Source organism: Bacteroides sp. D55t1_190419_B8 (assembly GCF_015558905.1).
GTDB classification, from domain to species: domain Bacteria; phylum Bacteroidota; class Bacteroidia; order Bacteroidales; family Bacteroidaceae; genus Bacteroides; species Bacteroides vicugnae.
The window spans coordinates 85,716-105,172 of the sequence record NZ_JADMOU010000023.1; the positions used below are offsets into that span (position 1 = coordinate 85,716).

11 protein-coding genes and 3 tRNA genes are annotated in these 19,457 nt (G+C 38.2%); 7 read left to right on the plus strand and 7 right to left on the minus strand.

The features are described from left to right. Positions 1 to 162: 162 nt before the first annotated feature. Both I2I13_RS17715 and gyrA read right to left on the minus strand, forming a co-directional pair. Complete coding sequence (locus I2I13_RS17715; RefSeq protein ID WP_074559631.1) at positions 163 to 1,377, minus strand: M48 family metallopeptidase; 1,215 nt, start codon at positions 1,375 to 1,377, stop codon at positions 163 to 165. Between the two features lie 32 nt (positions 1,378 to 1,409). Beyond that, entirely contained in the window at positions 1,410 to 3,986 is a 2,577-nt protein-coding gene (gyrA, locus tag I2I13_RS17720) for a DNA gyrase subunit A (protein ID WP_148366682.1), read from the minus strand. Between the two features lie 357 nt (positions 3,987 to 4,343). Here gyrA and I2I13_RS17725 point away from each other — a divergent pair, with 357 nt between their 5' ends. From I2I13_RS17725 to I2I13_RS17750, 6 genes are all read left to right on the plus strand, one after another. Further along, positions 4,344 to 6,872, plus strand: coding sequence for an ATP-dependent Clp protease ATP-binding subunit (locus tag I2I13_RS17725; protein ID WP_195650134.1), 2,529 nt, complete (start codon positions 4,344 to 4,346; stop codon positions 6,870 to 6,872). A gap of 133 nt (positions 6,873 to 7,005) precedes the next feature. Next, entirely contained in the window at positions 7,006 to 9,051 is a 2,046-nt protein-coding gene (gene htpG / locus I2I13_RS17730) for a molecular chaperone HtpG (RefSeq protein WP_004306065.1), read from the plus strand. 171 nt (positions 9,052 to 9,222) lie between these two features. Beyond that, positions 9,223 to 11,520: a patatin-like phospholipase family protein gene (locus tag I2I13_RS17735; RefSeq protein WP_167511855.1), complete on the plus strand. Its 2,298-nt coding sequence runs from the start codon at positions 9,223 to 9,225 to the stop codon at positions 11,518 to 11,520. Positions 11,521 to 11,599: 79 nt separating this feature from the next. Further along, positions 11,600 to 11,673 (plus strand) — tRNA-Arg (locus I2I13_RS17740). A gap of 20 nt (positions 11,674 to 11,693) precedes the next feature. Beyond that, a tRNA-Arg gene (locus I2I13_RS17745) sits at positions 11,694 to 11,767 on the plus strand. 29 nt (positions 11,768 to 11,796) lie between these two features. Beyond that, positions 11,797 to 11,870, plus strand: a tRNA-Arg gene (locus I2I13_RS17750). Between the two features lie 525 nt (positions 11,871 to 12,395). Here the strand turns inward: I2I13_RS17750 and dapA are convergent. Continuing rightward, a complete protein-coding gene (gene dapA, locus I2I13_RS17755) occupies positions 12,396 to 13,289 on the minus strand; it encodes a 4-hydroxy-tetrahydrodipicolinate synthase (RefSeq protein ID WP_004303039.1) in 894 nt (297 codons plus the stop codon). A gap of 59 nt (positions 13,290 to 13,348) precedes the next feature. Continuing rightward, positions 13,349 to 15,349 (minus strand): NAD-dependent DNA ligase LigA, encoded by a 2,001-nt coding sequence (ligA, locus tag I2I13_RS17760; RefSeq protein WP_148366679.1) that lies wholly within the window; start codon positions 15,347 to 15,349, stop codon positions 13,349 to 13,351. A gap of 75 nt (positions 15,350 to 15,424) precedes the next feature. On the opposite strand from ligA, the gene trmD reads away from it, so the two are divergent. Continuing rightward, positions 15,425 to 16,102, plus strand: coding sequence for a tRNA (guanosine(37)-N1)-methyltransferase TrmD (trmD, locus tag I2I13_RS17765; protein WP_004295953.1), 678 nt, complete (start codon positions 15,425 to 15,427; stop codon positions 16,100 to 16,102). Positions 16,103 to 16,318: 216 nt separating this feature from the next. Here trmD and I2I13_RS17770 read toward each other — a convergent pair whose 3' ends face one another. The 3 genes from I2I13_RS17770 to I2I13_RS17780 form a co-directional block, all read right to left on the minus strand. Next, positions 16,319 to 17,230 carry a dihydroorotate dehydrogenase gene (locus I2I13_RS17770; RefSeq protein ID WP_148366677.1) on the minus strand — a complete coding sequence of 304 codons (912 nt, stop codon included), beginning with the start codon at positions 17,228 to 17,230 and terminating at the stop codon, positions 16,319 to 16,321. Then, the gene (locus I2I13_RS17775; RefSeq protein ID WP_004295951.1) at positions 17,218 to 17,994 is read right to left on the minus strand and encodes a dihydroorotate dehydrogenase electron transfer subunit; all 777 of its coding nucleotides are present in this window, start codon (positions 17,992 to 17,994) and stop codon (positions 17,218 to 17,220) included. The genes I2I13_RS17770 and I2I13_RS17775 overlap by 13 nt, the downstream gene beginning before the upstream one ends. A gap of 76 nt (positions 17,995 to 18,070) precedes the next feature. Beyond that, positions 18,071 to 18,541, minus strand: coding sequence for a helix-turn-helix domain-containing protein (locus I2I13_RS17780; protein WP_074558527.1), 471 nt, complete (start codon positions 18,539 to 18,541; stop codon positions 18,071 to 18,073). Between the last annotated feature and the right edge of the window lie 916 nt (positions 18,542 to 19,457).

Sequence of the window (19,457 nt, forward strand, 5' to 3'; positions counted from 1 at the left end):
GACCTTACTCCTTTTTCTATTTTTATTTAAATAAAGAAAATGATCTGTTCCACTCAAGTCCATATCAAATATAAGATTTTTCAATTACTACTTTAAATTATATGAATAAAAAAGAAGACTACTATTTCTAGTAGCCTTCTTATATTTTTTCAGAAAACGATCTTACTTCATCATCTTATCGATTTCTTCGAATTCAGGTCCCATATTCAAGTTATAGTAAACTCTGTAAAGACCTTGCAACCATAAATCTTGTTGATCGGGTTTTAAAGCTCTGGCTTTTTCATAGAATGGTTTAGCTTCTTCGTAGAATTTCTTAACCACAGCCTGTGCTTCAGCATACTTAGGATCATTGATGTCCGTTGTTGCTTTATCAGCATAATCCTGTGCTTTCATCAAATATACCAAACCTACATTAGAGTATGCTTCTGCATATTCCGGATCAGCAGCAATAGCTTTTTTGTAGTATTCGATTGCATTATCATATTCTTTCATATTATGATAAAGATATGCTTTTACATACAAATACAACTTGTTATTAGGATCATTAGCTAACATTCTATCAGCAAACTCCATAGCTTTAGAAGCTTGATTAGAACTATTATAATAATCAACCAAATTAGCGAAGAAATAATCATTTCCAGGGAACTTAAGGATGCCCTCTTCCAAAGACTTAATCCATGCAGCAGTATCCCCTTTAGCCTTGTAAGCATCAGCCATCAACTGCATTGCAAATTTGCCACCATCTTTATCAGATAAAGCCATAGGGGCATATTTGATAATTGCATCTTTATCACCCACTCTATCAGCAGCTAATGTTGCGTAATAAGCAATTTGCGGAATAAGAGTATCATTTTTAGCCAATTCTTTATCAGCTAACATCGGATAAGAAGCTGACTCCACATAGGTTGCAAAAAACTTCAAAGCTTCTTTATTCTTGTCCAGATTGAAATACTGAATACCACCATTAATCAAATTTGGACGTTCAGCCAACATACTGGAAGCATTAGCCTTCCGATATTTGTTTTTAACTTTTCCCTTTTCATTAGGTATTTCCGCTAATTCATCACACTTATTATAGTACTCATACATTTTCAAAATACTATTGTATACTTTCAATGTATCATACGGCTTTTTCAAAAAAGCATTTTTCATTTGCTCCTCGTTGATACGTCTCTGAATAAATCCAGCAACGTCCCATGTGTCAGCAAGATCCTTCGTTTCAGGATTCTTCATAGCTTCCTTAATAAGCTGTTCAGCCTGCTTAAAATTAGGTTTTACGTCATTAGCCATACTCTTTGCTTCCTTTACATTCTTCATTTGTGCGAATGAGAAGCTAACAGCCATCAATAAAACCATCGAAAATAATACTCTTTTCATGATTGTTGTTTGATTAATTATTAATATTATGTCTATTCCTCAATTTCGTTATTGCTTTCGTTTTCATTTACGTCCGCTACATCATCAATATCAGGAGCATCAGCATTCGGATCACTCACGATTGTACCCTCTGCCTCTTCTGCCGGAATTTCATCTTCAAGACTTTCTGTCATAACCTTACATACTGAACCAATCTGGTCGTTACGTTTTTCAAGATTTATCAGACGAACGCCTTGAGTAGCACGGCCCATTATACGAACATCCGCTACCTTCAAACGAATAGTGATACCAGACTTATTGATAATCATCAAGTCATTTTCATCGGTTACTGATTTGATTGTTACCAACTTACCTGTCTTTTCGGTAATATTCATAGTCTTCACACCCTTACCTCCACGGTTCGTTTTACGATAGTCCTCAATTTCAGAACGTTTACCATATCCTTGTTCAGAAACTACCATTACAGATTCTGTCTCCAAATCTTTAATACAAATCATTCCTATTACTTCATCCTGACCATCATTATCCAACGTAATACCACGTACACCTGTTGCTGTACGTCCCATTACACGAACTGCTGCCTCATGGAAACGAATTGCACGTCCATTGCGGTTTGCAATGATGATTTCATTATTTCCATTCGTCATACGAACTTCAATTACGCTATCATCTTCACGGATAGTTATAGCATTTACACCATTCTGACGGGGACGAGAATACTGTTCAAGCAATGTCTTCTTTATTACACCTTTCTTAGTACAGAATAATACATAGTGACTATTGATGAACTCTGAATCCTCTAAACTCTTCACACGCAAGTATGCAGTTACATTATCATCTGAATCAATATTCAACAAGTTCTGAATAGCACGGCCCTTAGAATTCTTCGTTCCTTCTGGTATTTCATATACTTTCAACCAATAACACTTACCCTTTTGTGTAAAGAACATCATGGTATTGTGCATAGTAGCAGGATAAATATGCTCAACAAAGTCTTCATCACGGGTTTCCGTTCCTTTCGAACCTACTCCACCACGATTTTGTGCACGGAATTCGGTCAATGGTGTACGTTTAATATACCCCATATGAGAAATTGTAATAATCATCTGATCATCTGCATAGAAGTCTTCCGGATTAAATTCCTCTGAAGAATAAACAATTTCAGAACGACGTACATCTCCATATTTCGCTTTAACTTCTAACAATTCCTCTTTCATTACCTGACGGCATACTTCCTCATCAGCCAGAATACTTTCCAAATAAGCTATTTGCTTCATTATTTCTTCGTATTCTGCATGAAGTTGATCCTGCATCAGACCAGTTAACTGACGCAAACGCATTTCTACAATTGCGCGAGCCTGAATTTCTGTCAGGTTAAATCGCTCAATCAAGCCTGTTATAGCATCATTCGGAGTTTTTGCAGCACGAATGATACGAATTACTTCATCAATATTATCCGAAGCAATGATCAGACCTTCAAGAATGTGCGCACGCTCTTTCGCCTTACGAAGATCGAACTGAGTACGACGAATAACAACTTCGTGTCTATGCTCAATGAAATATTTAATTAAATCTCTTAGATTCAACGTTTTTGGACGTCCATGAACCAAAGCCACATTGTTAACGCCAAAAGAGGTCTGCAAAGCTGTCATTTTATAGAGTTTATTCAACACTACACTTGCATTTGCATCACGTTTTATGTCAATAACAATACGCATACCATCACGGTCAGACTCATCGTTGGCATTTGAGATACCTTCTATCTTCTTATCATTTACAAGATCAGCAATATATTTAATCAGTTCGGCCTTATTTACATTATAAGGAATCTCTGTTATTACGATCTTGTCATGTGTTTGTCCGCTTTCAATTTCAGCTTTCGCACGCATAATTACACGTCCGCGACCTGTCAAATATGCTTCGCGTACCCCACTCACACCATATATATATCCGCCAGTAGGGAAATCCGGTGCTTTGACAAATTCCATCAGTTCCTCTACCGTAATTTCCGGATTATCAATATATGCATCACATGCTTCAATCACTTCCGAAAGATTATGAGGAGGCATATTGGTAGCCATACCAACAGCAATACCGGATGCTCCGTTCACCAGAAGGTTCGGGATACGCGTCGGCATCACCTTAGGTTCCACCAGTGTATTATCAAAGTTAGGTTCAAAATCAACGGTTTCCTTATACAGGTCATCCATCATTGCTTCACCCAACTTATTAAGACGAGCTTCTGTATAACGCATAGCAGCAGGGCTATCACCATCCACAGAACCAAAGTTCCCCTGTCCATCTACCAAAGGATAACGCATTGCCCATTCCTGCGCCATACGTACCATTGCAAAATAGACAGAAGAATCCCCATGAGGATGATACTTACCAAGTACCTCACCCACGATTCTCGCTGACTTTTTATAAGGTTTGTCTGAAGTATTGCCTAATTCCATCATTCCGTATAAAATTCTACGGTGAACAGGCTTAAATCCATCTCTAACATCCGGAAGGGCACGCGAAACGATGACCGACATGGAGTAGTCAATGTACGATGACTTCATTTCCTCCTCGATGTTAATCTTTATAATTCTGTCTTGTTCAAGCATTTAAAATGATTATTAATTATACATTCTACGGTTTGTGAAAAACCACGCTAAAGTACTACTTTTCCCCGATATACGAAAGTTTTTAGAAAGAAAGTTTTATCATGACCGGGACGATAACCCACTAAACTTTAAAATACGAAAATAAAAAGATAAAAACGATAAATATAATATGGAAAGATAAATAACATCGGCAAAAAAGAGCCTGTTATTTGTTATACCTTATATATATAATACAAATACACTGTTTTTATGGCACGCCATTTGTAGATATAAGAAATAAAGCAAATATTGCAATACAAACTTGATTAAATGCGTATATTTGCCAGTGAATAACCCTTAGAAGAAGAGGAAAAAAGTATGAATAATCAATTCTCACAAAGAGTTTCCGACATTATCGTCTATAGTAAGGAAGAAGCGAATCGGTTGAGAAGTAGGTATATAGGTCCCGAACACCTGCTTCTGGGAATACTCCGTGACGGTGAAGGAAAAGCTATCGAGATATTGTCTAAACTCAACACCAATTTGGCTGCTATAAAGCAACAGATTGAAGCTCAGCTGAAGGCAGAAGCTGATGATATGTTATTGCCTGATGCAGAGGTACCGTTATCTAATGATGCGGCAAAAATATTAAAAATGTGTATTTTAGAAGCTCGTGGAATGAAAAGTAACATCGCTGATACAGAACATGTATTATTGGCTATTTTAAGAGAAAAAAACAATATGGCGGCTTCCGTACTTGAAGCAAACGATATAAACTATGTGAAAGTACTGGAGCAAGCTACATTGCAGCCGGATATCAATTCCGGTATGGGCTTTTCGGAAGACGATGAGGATGACGAAGAAATGTCTTCTCCTCGTTCCGGCAGAGGTGGTTCGGATGAACGCCAACAGGCGCAAACCGCTTCCAAGAAGCCGTCTAATGATACGCCGGTACTTGACAATTTTGGTACTGACATGACAAAAGCGGCAGAAGAAGGGCGGTTGGATCCTGTCGTGGGCAGAGAAAGAGAAATCGAACGTTTAGCGCAGATCTTAAGTCGGCGCAAAAAGAATAACCCGATTCTGATTGGTGAACCCGGTGTAGGAAAATCAGCGATTGTTGAAGGCCTTGCATTGAGAATCATTCAGAAAAAGGTTTCACGTATCCTGTTTGATAAACGAGTCGTTGCTCTTGACATGACTGCTGTTGTAGCGGGAACAAAGTATCGTGGACAATTTGAAGAACGTATCCGTTCCATTCTCAATGAATTGCAGAAGAATCCGAATGTTATATTATTCATTGATGAAATTCACACGATTGTTGGTGCAGGCTCTGCAGCAGGTTCTATGGATGCTGCCAATATGTTAAAACCAGCATTGGCAAGAGGAGAAATACAATGTATCGGTGCCACCACTCTTGATGAATATCGTAAGAATATTGAGAAAGATGGCGCTTTGGAACGCCGTTTCCAGAAAGTAATCGTAGAACCGACTACTGCTGCCGAAACTCTGCAGATTTTGCGTAATATCAAGGATAAGTATGAAGATCATCACAATGTGTATTATACGGATGAAGCATTGGAAGCATGTGTCAAGCTGACAGACCGCTATATCACAGATCGTAATTTCCCTGATAAAGCCATTGATGCTTTAGATGAAGCCGGCTCACGTGTACATCTTACTAATGTCAATGTACCCAAAGAGATAGAAGAACAGGAAAAACTGATCGAAGAAGCTAAAAATAAGAAAAATGAAGCTGTAAAATCGCAGAATTTTGAACTTGCAGCTAGCTTCCGCGATAAGGAAAAAGAGCTTTCTATCCAATTGGATGAGATGAAAAAAGAATGGGAAGCCAATCTAAAAGAAAACAGGCAAACTGTTGATGCAGAAGAAATTGCCAATGTTATCTCAATGATGTCAGGCATTCCAGTACAACGAATGGCACAGGCTGAAGGCATCAAGTTAGCAGGTATGAAAGAAGATTTGCAAGCTAAAGTCATCGCGCAAGACACGGCGATAGAAAAGTTGGTCAAAGCCATTTTGCGAAGCCGTGTAGGACTCAAAGACCCCAATAAGCCCATTGGCACGTTTATGTTCTTAGGTCCGACAGGAGTTGGTAAAACTCACTTAGCAAAAGAATTGGCCAAGTATATGTTCGGTTCTGCCGATGCACTGATTCGTATCGATATGAGTGAATATATGGAAAAGTTCACTGTTTCACGTTTGGTTGGAGCACCTCCGGGATACGTAGGATATGAAGAAGGTGGCCAGCTGACAGAAAAAGTGCGCCGTAAACCATACTCTATTGTATTGCTTGATGAAATAGAAAAAGCACATCCGGATGTATTCAATATCCTGCTTCAGGTAATGGATGAGGGTCGTCTGACTGACAGTTATGGCAGAATGGTAGATTTCAAAAATACCGTTATTATCATGACTTCCAATATCGGAACCCGCCAGCTGAAAGAATTTGGACGTGGTGTCGGTTTTGCGACACAAAGTCGCCTGGATGATAAAGAATTCTCGCGAAGTGTAATACAAAAAGCTCTAAATAAATCATTCGCGCCTGAATTCATCAATCGTGTAGATGAGATTATCACGTTTGATCAACTTTCTATGGAAGCGATAACAAAGATTATAGATATAGAGTTAAAAGGATTGTACAATAGAATAGAATCTATTGGTTACAAGCTTGTTATTGAAGATAAGGCGAAAGAATTCATCGCTAGCAAGGGATATGACGTACAATATGGCGCCCGTCCTTTGAAACGCGCAATTCAAACCTATCTGGAGGATGGTTTATCCGAGCTCATCATTTCCTCGTCTTTAAAAGAGGGAGATACTATTCAAGTAACCCTTAATGAAGAAAAAGGCGAATTGGAGATGAAAGTTGTTTCTCCGGAATAGAGTTATTTCCTGAATAAGAAAATAGTTTTATATGCCATAATGTCAGACCTTCGGGTCTGGCATTTTTTTTGTCTCTATATGGACAAACATCAATTAAAATTAATCAATAGATAAACTAAAAAATATACGTATTATGCAAAAAGGTAATATTGGGGTTACAACAGAAAACATTTTCCCTATCATTAAAAAGTTTTTGTACAGTGACCATGAGATTTTTCTGCGCGAGTTAGTATCCAATGCGGTAGATGCCACTCAGAAGTTGAATACGCTTGCTTCTATTGGCGAATTCAAAGGTGAACTGGGTGACTTAACTGTTCACGTTGAATTAGGCAAAGATACTATTACCATTTCTGATCGTGGTATCGGTTTGACTGCAGAAGAAATAGAGAAGTACATCAATCAAATAGCTTTCTCCGGAGCTAATGACTTCCTGGAGAAGTATAAGAACGACGCAAATGCCATTATCGGACATTTCGGACTTGGCTTCTACTCTGCCTTTATGGTTGCAAAGAAAGTGGAGATCATCACTAAATCATACAGAGACGATGCAAAAGCCGTAAAATGGACTTGTGATGGCAGCCCTGAATTCACTATTGAAGAAATAGAAAAAGCCGACCGTGGATCAGATATCATCTTATACATTGATGATGACTGCAAAGAATTCCTCGAAGAAGCACGTATCTCCGAACTTCTGAAGAAATATTGCAGCTTCCTTCCTGTTCCTATTGCATTTGGAAAAAAGAAAGAATGGAAAGACGGCAAACAGGTAGAAACGGCTGAAGATAATATAATCAATGATACCACTCCTTTGTGGACACGCAAGCCTAGCGAACTTTCGGATGAAGATTACAAATCATTCTATAGCAAGCTATATCCGATGTCTGATGAACCACTCTTCTGGATTCACCTGAATGTGGATTATCCATTCCATCTGACTGGTATCCTCTACTTCCCGAAGGTAAAGAGCAATATTGAATTAAATAAGAACAAGATTCAGTTATATTGCAATCAAGTATATGTAACAGACTCTGTTGAAGGCATTGTGCCGGACTTCCTGACTTTGTTACATGGAGTAATAGATTCTCCGGATATTCCGTTGAACGTTTCCCGTTCATACTTGCAAAGCGACTCAAACGTGAAGAAGATTTCAACTTATATCACCAAGAAAGTTTCCGACCGTTTGCAGTCTATATTCAAGAATGATCGTAAGCAGTTTGAAGAAAAGTGGAATGACTTGAAAATATTTATCAATTACGGAATGCTCACACAAGAGGATTTCTATGATAAAGCGCAAAAATTCGCCCTTTTCACCGATACAAATGACAAACATTACACATTCGAGGAATATCAGACCCTTATTAAAGATAACCAGACAGACAAAGATGGAAATCTAATCTATCTGTATGCAAATAACAAGGACGAACAATACAGCTATATTGAAGCTGCAACCAACAAAGGCTACAATGTCTTACTCATGGATGGCCAGTTAGATGTAGCTATGGTAAGTATGTTGGAGCAAAAGCTTGAGAAATCCCGTTTCACCCGTGTAGACAGTGATGTTGTTGACAATCTGATTGTAAAAGAAGACAAGAAAGGTGAAACTCTGGAAGCCAACAAACAAGATGCAATCACAACAGCCTTCAAGAGCCAATTGCCTAAAATGGATAAGGTTGAATTCAATGTGATGACGCAGGCGTTGGGAGAAAATTCGGCTCCGGTCATGATTACTCAAAGCGAATATATGCGTCGTATGAAAGAAATGGCGAATATTCAAGCCGGAATGAGCTTCTACGGCGAAATGCCTGACATGTTCAATCTGATCCTGAATTCAGACCACAAGTTGATAAAACAAGTATTGAATGAAGAAGAGAATGCCTGTCAAGCAGAAGTAGCTCCGATACTCTCCGAAATGGATAACGTCAACAAACAACGTAATGAGTTGAAAGACAAACAGAAGGATAAAAAAGAAGAAGACATCCCGACAGCTGAAAAAGATGAATTAAACGATCTCGACAAGAAGTGGGATGATCTGAAAAGCAAGAAAGAAGCTATCTTTATCGGCTATGCAAGCAATAACAAAGTTATCCGCCAGCTTATCGATCTGGCCTTACTTCAAAACAATATGTTAAGAGGTGAAGCTTTGAATAACTTCGTAAAACGTAGCATTGAGCTGATTTAATATCGTCCCTTTAAACATAACACATACTTCAAGAAAGAGCATTCAACGTTAAATACACGTTGTAATGCTCTTTTTCAATTTAAAACGATCGGCAAAATATCGATTAATTGAAAAGTATTGTATATATTTGAACACTTAATAGACAAAAAATTCAATTGTTTGATTTGGGTTATGAGAAAGATTTTTTTAGTGTTCATTACTTTATGGCTGATTATTCCGGCTATCCATGCCCAAAAAGTAGGACTTGTATTAAGCGGTGGTGGCGCCAAAGGAATGACACACATTGGTATCATTCGCGCATTGGAAGAAAATAACATCCCTATTGACTACATTGCAGGTACTTCCATGGGAGCTATTATCGGCTCTTTGTATGCTATGGGGTATTCTCCTGATGACATGGTAGAACTGCTCAAATCGGAGGACTTTAAACGATGGTATTCCGGAGAGGTGGAAGAGAAATATGTATACCATTTCAAAAAGAATCTTCCCACTCCCGAATTTTTCAATATTCGTTTTTCATTCAAAGATTCACTGAAGAGTTTAAAACCTCAATTCCTGCCTACCAGTGTTGTCAACCCGATTCAAATGAATCTCGTATTTGTTGACCTATATGCACGTGCTACGGCCGCTTGTAAGGGAGATTTTGATAAACTTTTTGTTCCTTTCCGTTGCATTGCGTCCGATGTGTACAATAAAAAACAGTTAGTCATGAAGGAAGGAGATTTAGGAGATGCCGTCAGAGCTTCCATGAGCTTCCCTTTCATGTTTAAACCCATTGAAATAGACAATGTACTGGCCTACGACGGAGGTATCTATAATAACTTTCCCACGGACGTCATGAGAGATGATTTCCATCCGGATGTCATTATAGGAAGCGTTGTATCCACCAATCCCACTAAACCCAAGGAAAATGACCTCATGAGTCAAATTGAGAATATGGTGATGCAGAAAACCGATTATTCTATTCCGGACTCTATGGGGATTTTAATGACGTTCAAATATGACAATGTCAACTTGATGGATTTTCAACGCATCGACGAATTACATGATATAGGATATAATCGAACCATCAGCATGATGGATTCTATCAAAAGCCGTATCCATCGGCGTGTGAATCTGGACAATATTCGTTTAAGGAGAATGGTATACCGTAGTAATTTCCCTGAACTACGTTTTAAAAATATCATCATTGATGGAGCTAATCCACAACAACAAGCATATATAAAGAAAGAATTTCATAAGTCAGATAACAAAGAATTTACCTATGAAGATTTAAAACAAGGTTATTTTCGATTGCTATCAGATAAAATGATTTCAGAAATCATACCGCATGCAATTTATAATCCGGAAGATGACACCTATGATCTGCATTTAAAAGTCAAACTGGAAAACAACTTTGCTGTACGGCTGGGAGGTAACATATCCACCTCTAATTCGAATCAGATCTACCTGGGACTTAGTTATCAGGACTTAAACTACTATGCCAAAGAGTTTATTCTTGACGGACAGCTTGGAAAGGTATATAACAACGTGCAATTTATGGCAAAAATAGACTTTGCCACTGCCATTCCTACCTCTTACCGTCTCATAGGTTCGATCAGCACTTTCGACTATTTTAAAAAGGACAAACTTTTTTCGCGAAATAACAAACCAGCCTTTAACCAAAAAGACGAACGTTTCTTGAAATTACAGGTTGGATTACCTTTCCTTTCGAGCAAACGAGCAGAGTTTGGAGTAGGAATTGCAAGAATAGAGGATAAATATTTTCAAAAAAGTGTCATTGACTTTGGAAATGACAAATTTGATAAAAGCCGCTATGATTTGTTCGGTGGATCAATTAGTTTTAATGGAAGTACCCTTAATTCCAAACAATATCCTACACGTGGATACAGAGAAGCCCTTGTAGCCCAGATTTTCGTTGGAAAAGAACGATTCTATCCGGGCGAAGGAAGTACGACCAGTAACAACAAAGATCATCACTCCTGGCTGCAATTATCTTATATGAAAGAGAAATATCATAATATGAGTGAACATTGGGTTTTAGGATGGTATTTGAAAGCCCTGTATGCCTCCAAAAACTTCTCCGAGAACTATACGGCAACAATGATGCAAGCCGGAGAGTTTTCCCCTACATTACATAGCAAATTGACCTACAATGAAGCCTTTCGTGCCAATCAATTTGTCGGAGCCGGCATTCGGCCTATTTACCGTTTAAGCCAGATGTTCCATCTCCGGGGAGAATTCTATGGTTTTATGCCTATTTATCCAATCGAAAAAAACTCGTTGAATAAAGCATATTACGGAAAAGCTTTCTCCAAGTTTGAATATTTAGGAGAAATTTCTGTTGTATGTCAATTGCCTTTTGGAGATATCTCTGCATATGTAAATCATTATAGCTCACCGAAAAGGGAGTGGAATGTCGGACTAAGTATAGGTTTACAACTATTCAATTATCGGTTCATAGAATAATTTTCTACAAAAAAAGTCGGTGAAAAGCTTGCTAATTCGGGAAAAGTCCGTATCTTTGCACCCGTTAAAACAAAATAACGGTCGCGTAGCTCAACTGAATAGAGTAGCTGACTACGGATCAGCCGGTTACAGGTTTGAATCCTGTCGCGATCACTTTTTTGAATTAACAGAATGGCCGCGTAGCTCAACTGAATAGAGTAGCTGACTACGGATCAGCCGGTTACAGGTTTGAATCCTGTCGCGGTCACTGAAAAATTTACAAGTTATATTATTTGAGGTCGCGTAGCTCAACTGAATAGAGTAGCTGACTACGGATCAGCCGGTTACAGGTTTGAATCCTGTCGCGATCACGAAATCCTCTGCATTTGATGCGGAGGATTTTTATTTCCCCCCATTTCATCGAAGAAATTAGCTATAACTAAACTAAAAGATTCAAAAGTCAGCCATTATAAACAAGCAATACATCCCCTCATATCCCTTGTTTTCAATACCCTCTTCACCTTCACCTTTCTTCCGGGCTCCCTACAAATAAGTCGTTTACGGGTGAAGGGCAACTCTTACACAACCTTTTCACCTTGTTTGGAAATGAAATATGTCAATGGTTATTAGAATTCTTATCAAGCCCTCAAATAGCTATGCTTTAGATAGGCTAAAGCGTAGCTTTCCGTTCCCTAAAGCTATGCTTTAGAAAGGTGAAAAACCTGTATCAAAAAACGTAATTAATAAGAAATATACCTCTTTCACAATAGACAGCGGCCGTTTTAAAATAAATCATAGGCTGATTTAAAATAAATATCCCAATGATTGAATTCAATCATTGGGATATTTATTTTAAACACTTAGATGTTTATTATGAATTCCTCGCTGAAGAAGCATTAGCATTTAATATTCAACTCATTCAAAACCTTGCGTATTGCCTCAAATGTGGTAATACGAGTAGGAACCAGTGGCAACCGAAGTTTATTCTCGATCATACCCATGGCATTCAACATTGATTTTACTCCTGCCGGATTTCCATCAACAAACAATAAATTGAATAATTCCGTGAATCGATGGTGAATGGTTAATGCATTGGCAAAGTCTCCTTGAAGCGCCAGGCGCGTCATACGGCTAAATTCACGAGGAAAAGCATTACCGATTACTGAAATCACACCAACGGCTCCCAATGTAATAAGCGGAAAGGTTATACCATCATCTCCGGAGATTACATTGAAATTTTCCGGTTTATTTTTAATAATATCATCCATTTGCGTAATATTGCCGGATGCTTCTTTAATAGCAACTACATTCTTAAAATCACGGGCAATCCGCAAAGTAGTTTCAGCAGTCATATTTACCCCCGTACGTCCCGGAACATTATACAATACGATGGGGAGCTCCGTAGCTTCCGCAATCGCTTTATAATGCTGATAAATACCTTCTTGAGAAGGTTTGTTATAATACGGCACAACAGACAATATAGCATCAACTCCTGTGAAATCATCGTTTTTCAATGTTTCTACAATAGCACGAGTATTATTACCACCTACACCCAACAGAATAGGAATTCTTCCGTTAACGCGGTCAATTACCATCTTTTTTATAGTTTTCTTTTCTTCCTCGGTCAGAGTCGGTGTTTCAGCTGTAGTCCCCAGCACACACAAGAAATCCGCATTATTCTGTAATAGATAGTCCACCATACGCATCAACGCGTCATAGTCAACGCTCTCATCCTCTTTGAAAGGAGTAATCAGTGCTACCCCCATTCCTTTCAATTTAGTCTGTATCATGAGTTTTAATTATAATCTCTAATTTATTTAGCCGCAAAAGTACGAATATTTTTCTTATCTTACGATATAAGTTTCAGAAATTCGTCTTCGCTTAATATGGTTATTCCAAGTTTTTTTGCTTTTTCAAGCTTTGCAGGTCCCATATTGTCCCCAGCCAGTATAAAACTTGTTTTCGCAGAAATGCTTCCTACATTTTTCCCTCCATTTTTCTCGATAAGCTCTTTATATTCGTCACGTGAATGATGGACAAACACACCGCTGATAACGATAGACTGTCCCGCTAACTTATCCGTATATCCTTTTAAATCTTCCTCGGTACGATAAAGCTGTAGTCCGGCCTCCTTTAGCTTGCTAACTAACTCACGATTAGACTCATTCGCAAAATATGCAAGTATACTCTGGGCTATTTTTTCTCCGATTTCATCGATACTTACCAATTTTTCTAGATCTGCCTGTTGCAAATCATCTATATTCTCAAACGATTTTGCTATCTTTTTGGCCACAGTCTCACCAACAAAGCGAATTCCCAAAGCAAAAATAACACGTTCGAAAGGAACGGTTTTGCTTTGTGCAATCCCCGTTATAATGTTCTCCGCCGATTTTTCTCCCATACGATCCAAACCTTTGATATCATCAGCTGTGAGTTTATATAAGTCGGCCGTATTTTTAATTAATCCCAAACGATAGAACATATCCACAGTTTCCGGTCCCAATCCATCAATATTCATAGCCTTTCGACTAATAAAATGCTCGATTTTGCCTTTGATTTGAGGAGGACACGCTGTTTCATTAGGGCAATAATGAGCGGCTTCCCCTTCATACCTGACTAATTTACTACCACATTCAGGACAATTGACGATGAATCGAACCTTCTCCCCAAGCATAAAACTACGTGCATCTTTATCTACCCCCGTAATCTTAGGAATAATTTCACCACCTTTTTCCACATAAACCATGTCTCCGATATGCAAATCAAGTCCTTCGATGATATCCGCATTATGTAAGGATGCACGTTTTACGACAGTTCCCGAAAGCTGTACAGGGTCCAGATTAGCTACCGGAGTGACTGCCCCGGTTCTTCCTACCTGATAGGTCACCTTATTCAATCGGGTCAATGCACGTTCTGCCTGAAATTTATAGGCAATAGCCCATCGGGGAGACTTAGCCGTAAAACCCAAATTTTTCTGTTGTCTCAAACTGTTCACCTTTAAAACAATCCCGTCTGTGGCAACCGGTAGATTTTTACGTTCTACATCCCAATAGTTGATAAATTCAAAGACCTCCTCCAATGTCTGGCACTTACGCGTCAAATCAGAGATTTTAAAGCCCCATTTTGCCGCTTCCTGAAGATTTTCATAATGTCCGTCACAAGGCAGATTATCTCCCAATAAATAATATAAATAAGCATCCAGCTTGCGAGAAGCTACAATAGAAGAGTTCTGCAACTTCAATGTACCGGACGCCGCATTTCTCGGATTGGCAAAAAGCGGTTCTTCACGTGCCTCTTTTTCCCGGTTCAACTCTTCAAACACTTCCCATGGCATAAGAATTTCCCCACGTATCTCAAAAGAAGCGGGATAATTATCACCATGTAATACAAGCGGAATAGAACGGATTGTTTTCACATTATCCGTCACATCATCGCCTTTTTCTCCATCTCCACGGGTGACGGCACGAACCAACTTCCCATTTTCATAGGTCAACGAAATAGAAGTACCGTCATATTTCATTTCACAACAAATCTCGAAATCCTCATTTAGCGCTTTACGGACACGATCGTAGAAGTCCGTCACTTCCGCTTCCGAATATGTATTTGCCAATGACAGCATAGGATATTTATGGGCCACTTGCGTAAAATTCTTGTTCAAGTCGCTCCCCACGCGCATAGTGGGTGAATTTTCATCTTTATATTCCGGATGTGCTTGTTCCAGATCCTGAAGTTCACGCATCTTATCGTCAAACTCTTTATCCGAGATTTCAGGAGCATTCAACACATAATAATTATAATTATGCCGATGAAGTTCGGCACGCAATTCCTCTATTTTTTCTTTTATATCCATATTTCTTCGATTGTTTAAGGCAAAAATACATGTTTATCTTTGAATATTTGTACTTTTGCGAAAAATTAAAAGATTATGCGCATTGATATTATAACAGTTTTACCCGAAATGATTGAAGGTTTCTTCAATTGTTCTATCATGAAACGAGCTCAAGATAAAGGACTTGCAGAAATACACATTCACAATTTACGTGATTACACCGAAGATAAATATCGCCGTGTCGATGATTATCCTTTTGGAGGATTTGCCGGAATGGTGATGAAAATAGAACCTATCGAACGCTGCATCAATGCTCTAAAGGCAGAACGTGACTACGATGAAGTTATCTTCACGACCCCTGACGGAGAACAATTCAACCAACCGATGGCCAACACACTCTCTCTGGCACAGAATCTCATTATTCTTTGCGGACACTTTAAAGGCATTGATTACCGTATTCGCGAACATCTGATTACCAAAGAAATCAGTATCGGCGATTATGTATTAACAGGAGGAGAACTGGCGGCAGCAGTGATGGCAGATGCTATCGTACGTATCATTCCCGGAGTCATTTCCGATGAACAATCCGCACTTTCCGATTCTTTCCAGGATAATTTGCTGGCAGCACCTGTATATACACGACCTGCTGATTATAAAGGCTGGAAAGTTCCCGATATTCTATTATCCGGGCATGAAGCAAAGATCAAAGAATGGGAACTGCAACAGTCCCTGGAACGCACCAGAAAACTTCGTCCCGACCTATTAGGGGAGTAAAATAAAGTGTAAATAAAAACGACGATGAAGATTACGTAAATCCTCACCGTCGTTTTTATTTTGTCTTCAATCTAAAGATTCTATCCGTAGACAATTCCTCTAAACACGAACTTCTTTTTCATCTGCTATTACCTGCCTGTTTATCCTTTCTCTATTTAAAAGAGAAATAGCATTTTTCTTGCAGACTTAATGCGAAGGGTTATTGTATGTTTTCAATTATACCTCAAGCGCACCAATTATTTCCTTTACAGACTTACATCCGTGTCTTTCTAGGTAATTATTTATACCATCTTCCACTTTAATAGTAACAGCAGGATCTATGAAATTTGCCGTACCAATCTGGATGGCTGTCGCACCTGCAAGCATGAATTCAACAGCATCCTTCCAATCCATAATACCTCCCAATCCAATGACAGGAATATTTACCGCATTGGCAACTTGCCATACCATACGTAATGCGATAGGTTTTACGGCTGCTCCCGACATTCCGCCTGTTATAGTTGACAAAATAGGACGTTTACGTTCCGCATCAATCGCCATACCCAGCAATGTATTGATTAATGACACGCTATCCGCACCACTTTCTTCTGCTGCGCGAGCTATTTCAGTGATGTCCGTAACGTTTGGGGAGAGTTTTACGATAAGTGTCTTTTTGTAAGCTGAACGCACTGCTTTTACTACTTCTGATGCCCCTTTTGCTGACACACCAAAAGCCATACCACCTTGCTTTACATTAGGGCAAGAGATGTTTAGTTCTATAGCAGGAATTTTGTCAAGTTCATTAATGATTTCAGCTGTTTTTACATAATCTTCGATGGCAGATCCCGAAACGTTTACAATCATATTCGTTTGGATGTCTTTTATACGGGGATATATATGCTCCACAAAGTAATCAACACCCTTATTTTGCAGTCCCACAGCGTTTAACATCCCAGAAGGAGTCTCTGCCATACGCGGATAAGGGTTTCCTTCACGTTTGTGAAGAGTAGTTCCTTTTACAATAATACCGCCTATTCGCGCTATATCAATGAAGTCGGAGAACTCTTCACCATATCCAAATGTACCAGATGCTGTCATCACCGGGTTTTTCATTTGTAATTCACCAATGTTTACACTTAAATCTGCCATAGTAGTTTATTTATATTAAAAACAGGACCTTCTTTACATACACACAAATGACCTTCTGTCGTATTTTCCACACAACATAAGCATGCTCCGATACCACAAGCCATTGTATTTTCCAAAGATACTTCACATTCTATCTGATTACTTTTGGCATATTTTGCCACAGCCACCATCATCGGTTTGGGACCACAAGTGTAAATCTGCTCAAATCGTACCTTATTTAATATAGAATGTTGGGTAACATATCCTTTTTCTCCATGGCTACCATCTTCCGTAGTAGTATATACCTCTCCATATTTGGCAAACTCTTCCAGCTGCAACAGATCTTTGTCGCTACGGGCACCTAACAGGAACGTAGGTTTATGGCCTTTTTTAGCCAACTGCTCACCTAAATAAAGCATAGGGGCTGTTCCGACACCTCCACCAACTAATAAGAGCTTATCAGAAGCCTCCAGAGGCATTGTATATGCATTTCCCAACGGAAGCACTACATTTATTGTTTCACCGGGATTAACCTCTGCCAAACGTCTTGTTCCATCACCAACCAGCTGGATCAGAAACCATACCTCATTTCGCTGTTTATCTACAAAGTTAATAGAAATGGGACGCCGTAAAAATGTAGTAGGCGAACCGTCCACCCGGAGTTCGGCAAACTGCCCAGGTAACATTTCGGGCAGTAATGACTGAGAGGTCAATTTTAGCAATACATAGTTTGCATTCAATCTGATATTCTCAGTCACTGTCAGATCTAAAATAAATTTCTTCATGTATGGATATAAAAGTATAAATTCGTATTCCGGATGCAAAGATACAGGAAATTGCCCAAACCACCGATTTTACTCTTCATTTTTCAGGTCGAAACGTCTCATAGGTGTTATCATCGAAAAATATTCTTATTTCCGTGATTTTCCTGGCAGGCTTTTCTATATACCTAATCTCTTGTTTTACAATCTCTTTGGGGGCATTTTCGGCGTTTCTTAACGGCATTTCCTTGCGATTTTCCGGAAGAGTCGGCTCTTTGGACGGATTTACGGGATTCTCGTCGAATAAAGAAGGCAGGTAATCGTGGTTAGAAGAAGAAAAGGAAGTTCCTTCTTCAGACACCATCATTTCGCCTTTACCATAAAGCAACCATTCAAGATTTACATAGTCATACTTTTGATGAACCTTCATAACGACCTCTAAGCTGGGTTTATTCCGATCGTTTAAAATATGAGAGAGAGTAGATTGTTGCACTCCAATTGTTTCAGCAAAAACTCTAGGAGGAACTTTTTCTCTTTCCATTATCATTCTGATTCTGTCTTTTATTTCCATACTACCTTCTTTATATTACAATTGTATGTGTTATGTATCTATTTCACAAAAATACGCACGATCTCATTGATTATACAAAGGTAAATATTTAGATTCACAAAAGCAAATTACAAATATAAAAATATTGATATTACAAAAGTATAGAGTATTATACAAATCGAATATTACGCTTGTATATAGAATAAAACGAGCTATTATAAATATATAGTTTCAGTTTAACTATAAAATGCAAAATACAGATATACAGCTATATATATAATACAAATAAACCTCAAATAGGAGTATTCACAAATATACATACCACATAGAGAAGACTTTTATAGTACAAATTGACATAATAAACTATATAACGCTGGTTTACAATAATATAATAGATATAAAAGCATTTGTTAATGCCTCAACAACTACATTTGTATATCAGGTATTATTTTTGTAAATACACAAATATATTATTGTAAACACTAACCATTGATTACGTTTGTAATATATTTACATGAATACATTACACATTTGTAATTACATATATACACAAAAGTAAATATTGATAGTTGCAAAAGCAATAAAAGGAAGGGAGCCACTCATACTTTACCAATGTATATTGCTATTTTTTTCTAATCATCCTTTACAATCTTCTCTAAAAAGAAAATCCTTGCAATATTTCCGTACCGATCTCCACTTATTTATTTTTTTTCAATTCTAGGAGGTTCATTTTTAGCATAAATAAATGAAATACAAAGACTTACCACTATAATTCATATTCTATTTTTCTATTAAACTAGAAAAAATAGGCTTATAGTAATCAAATATACTCCTGGATTATCAAAATGACACTAATGGATGATTTTAGAGAAAAGAAAAAATCTCCATTCTCACTATAAAACGATACCTTTAAAATCCAAAATGCTTTTTTGATAAA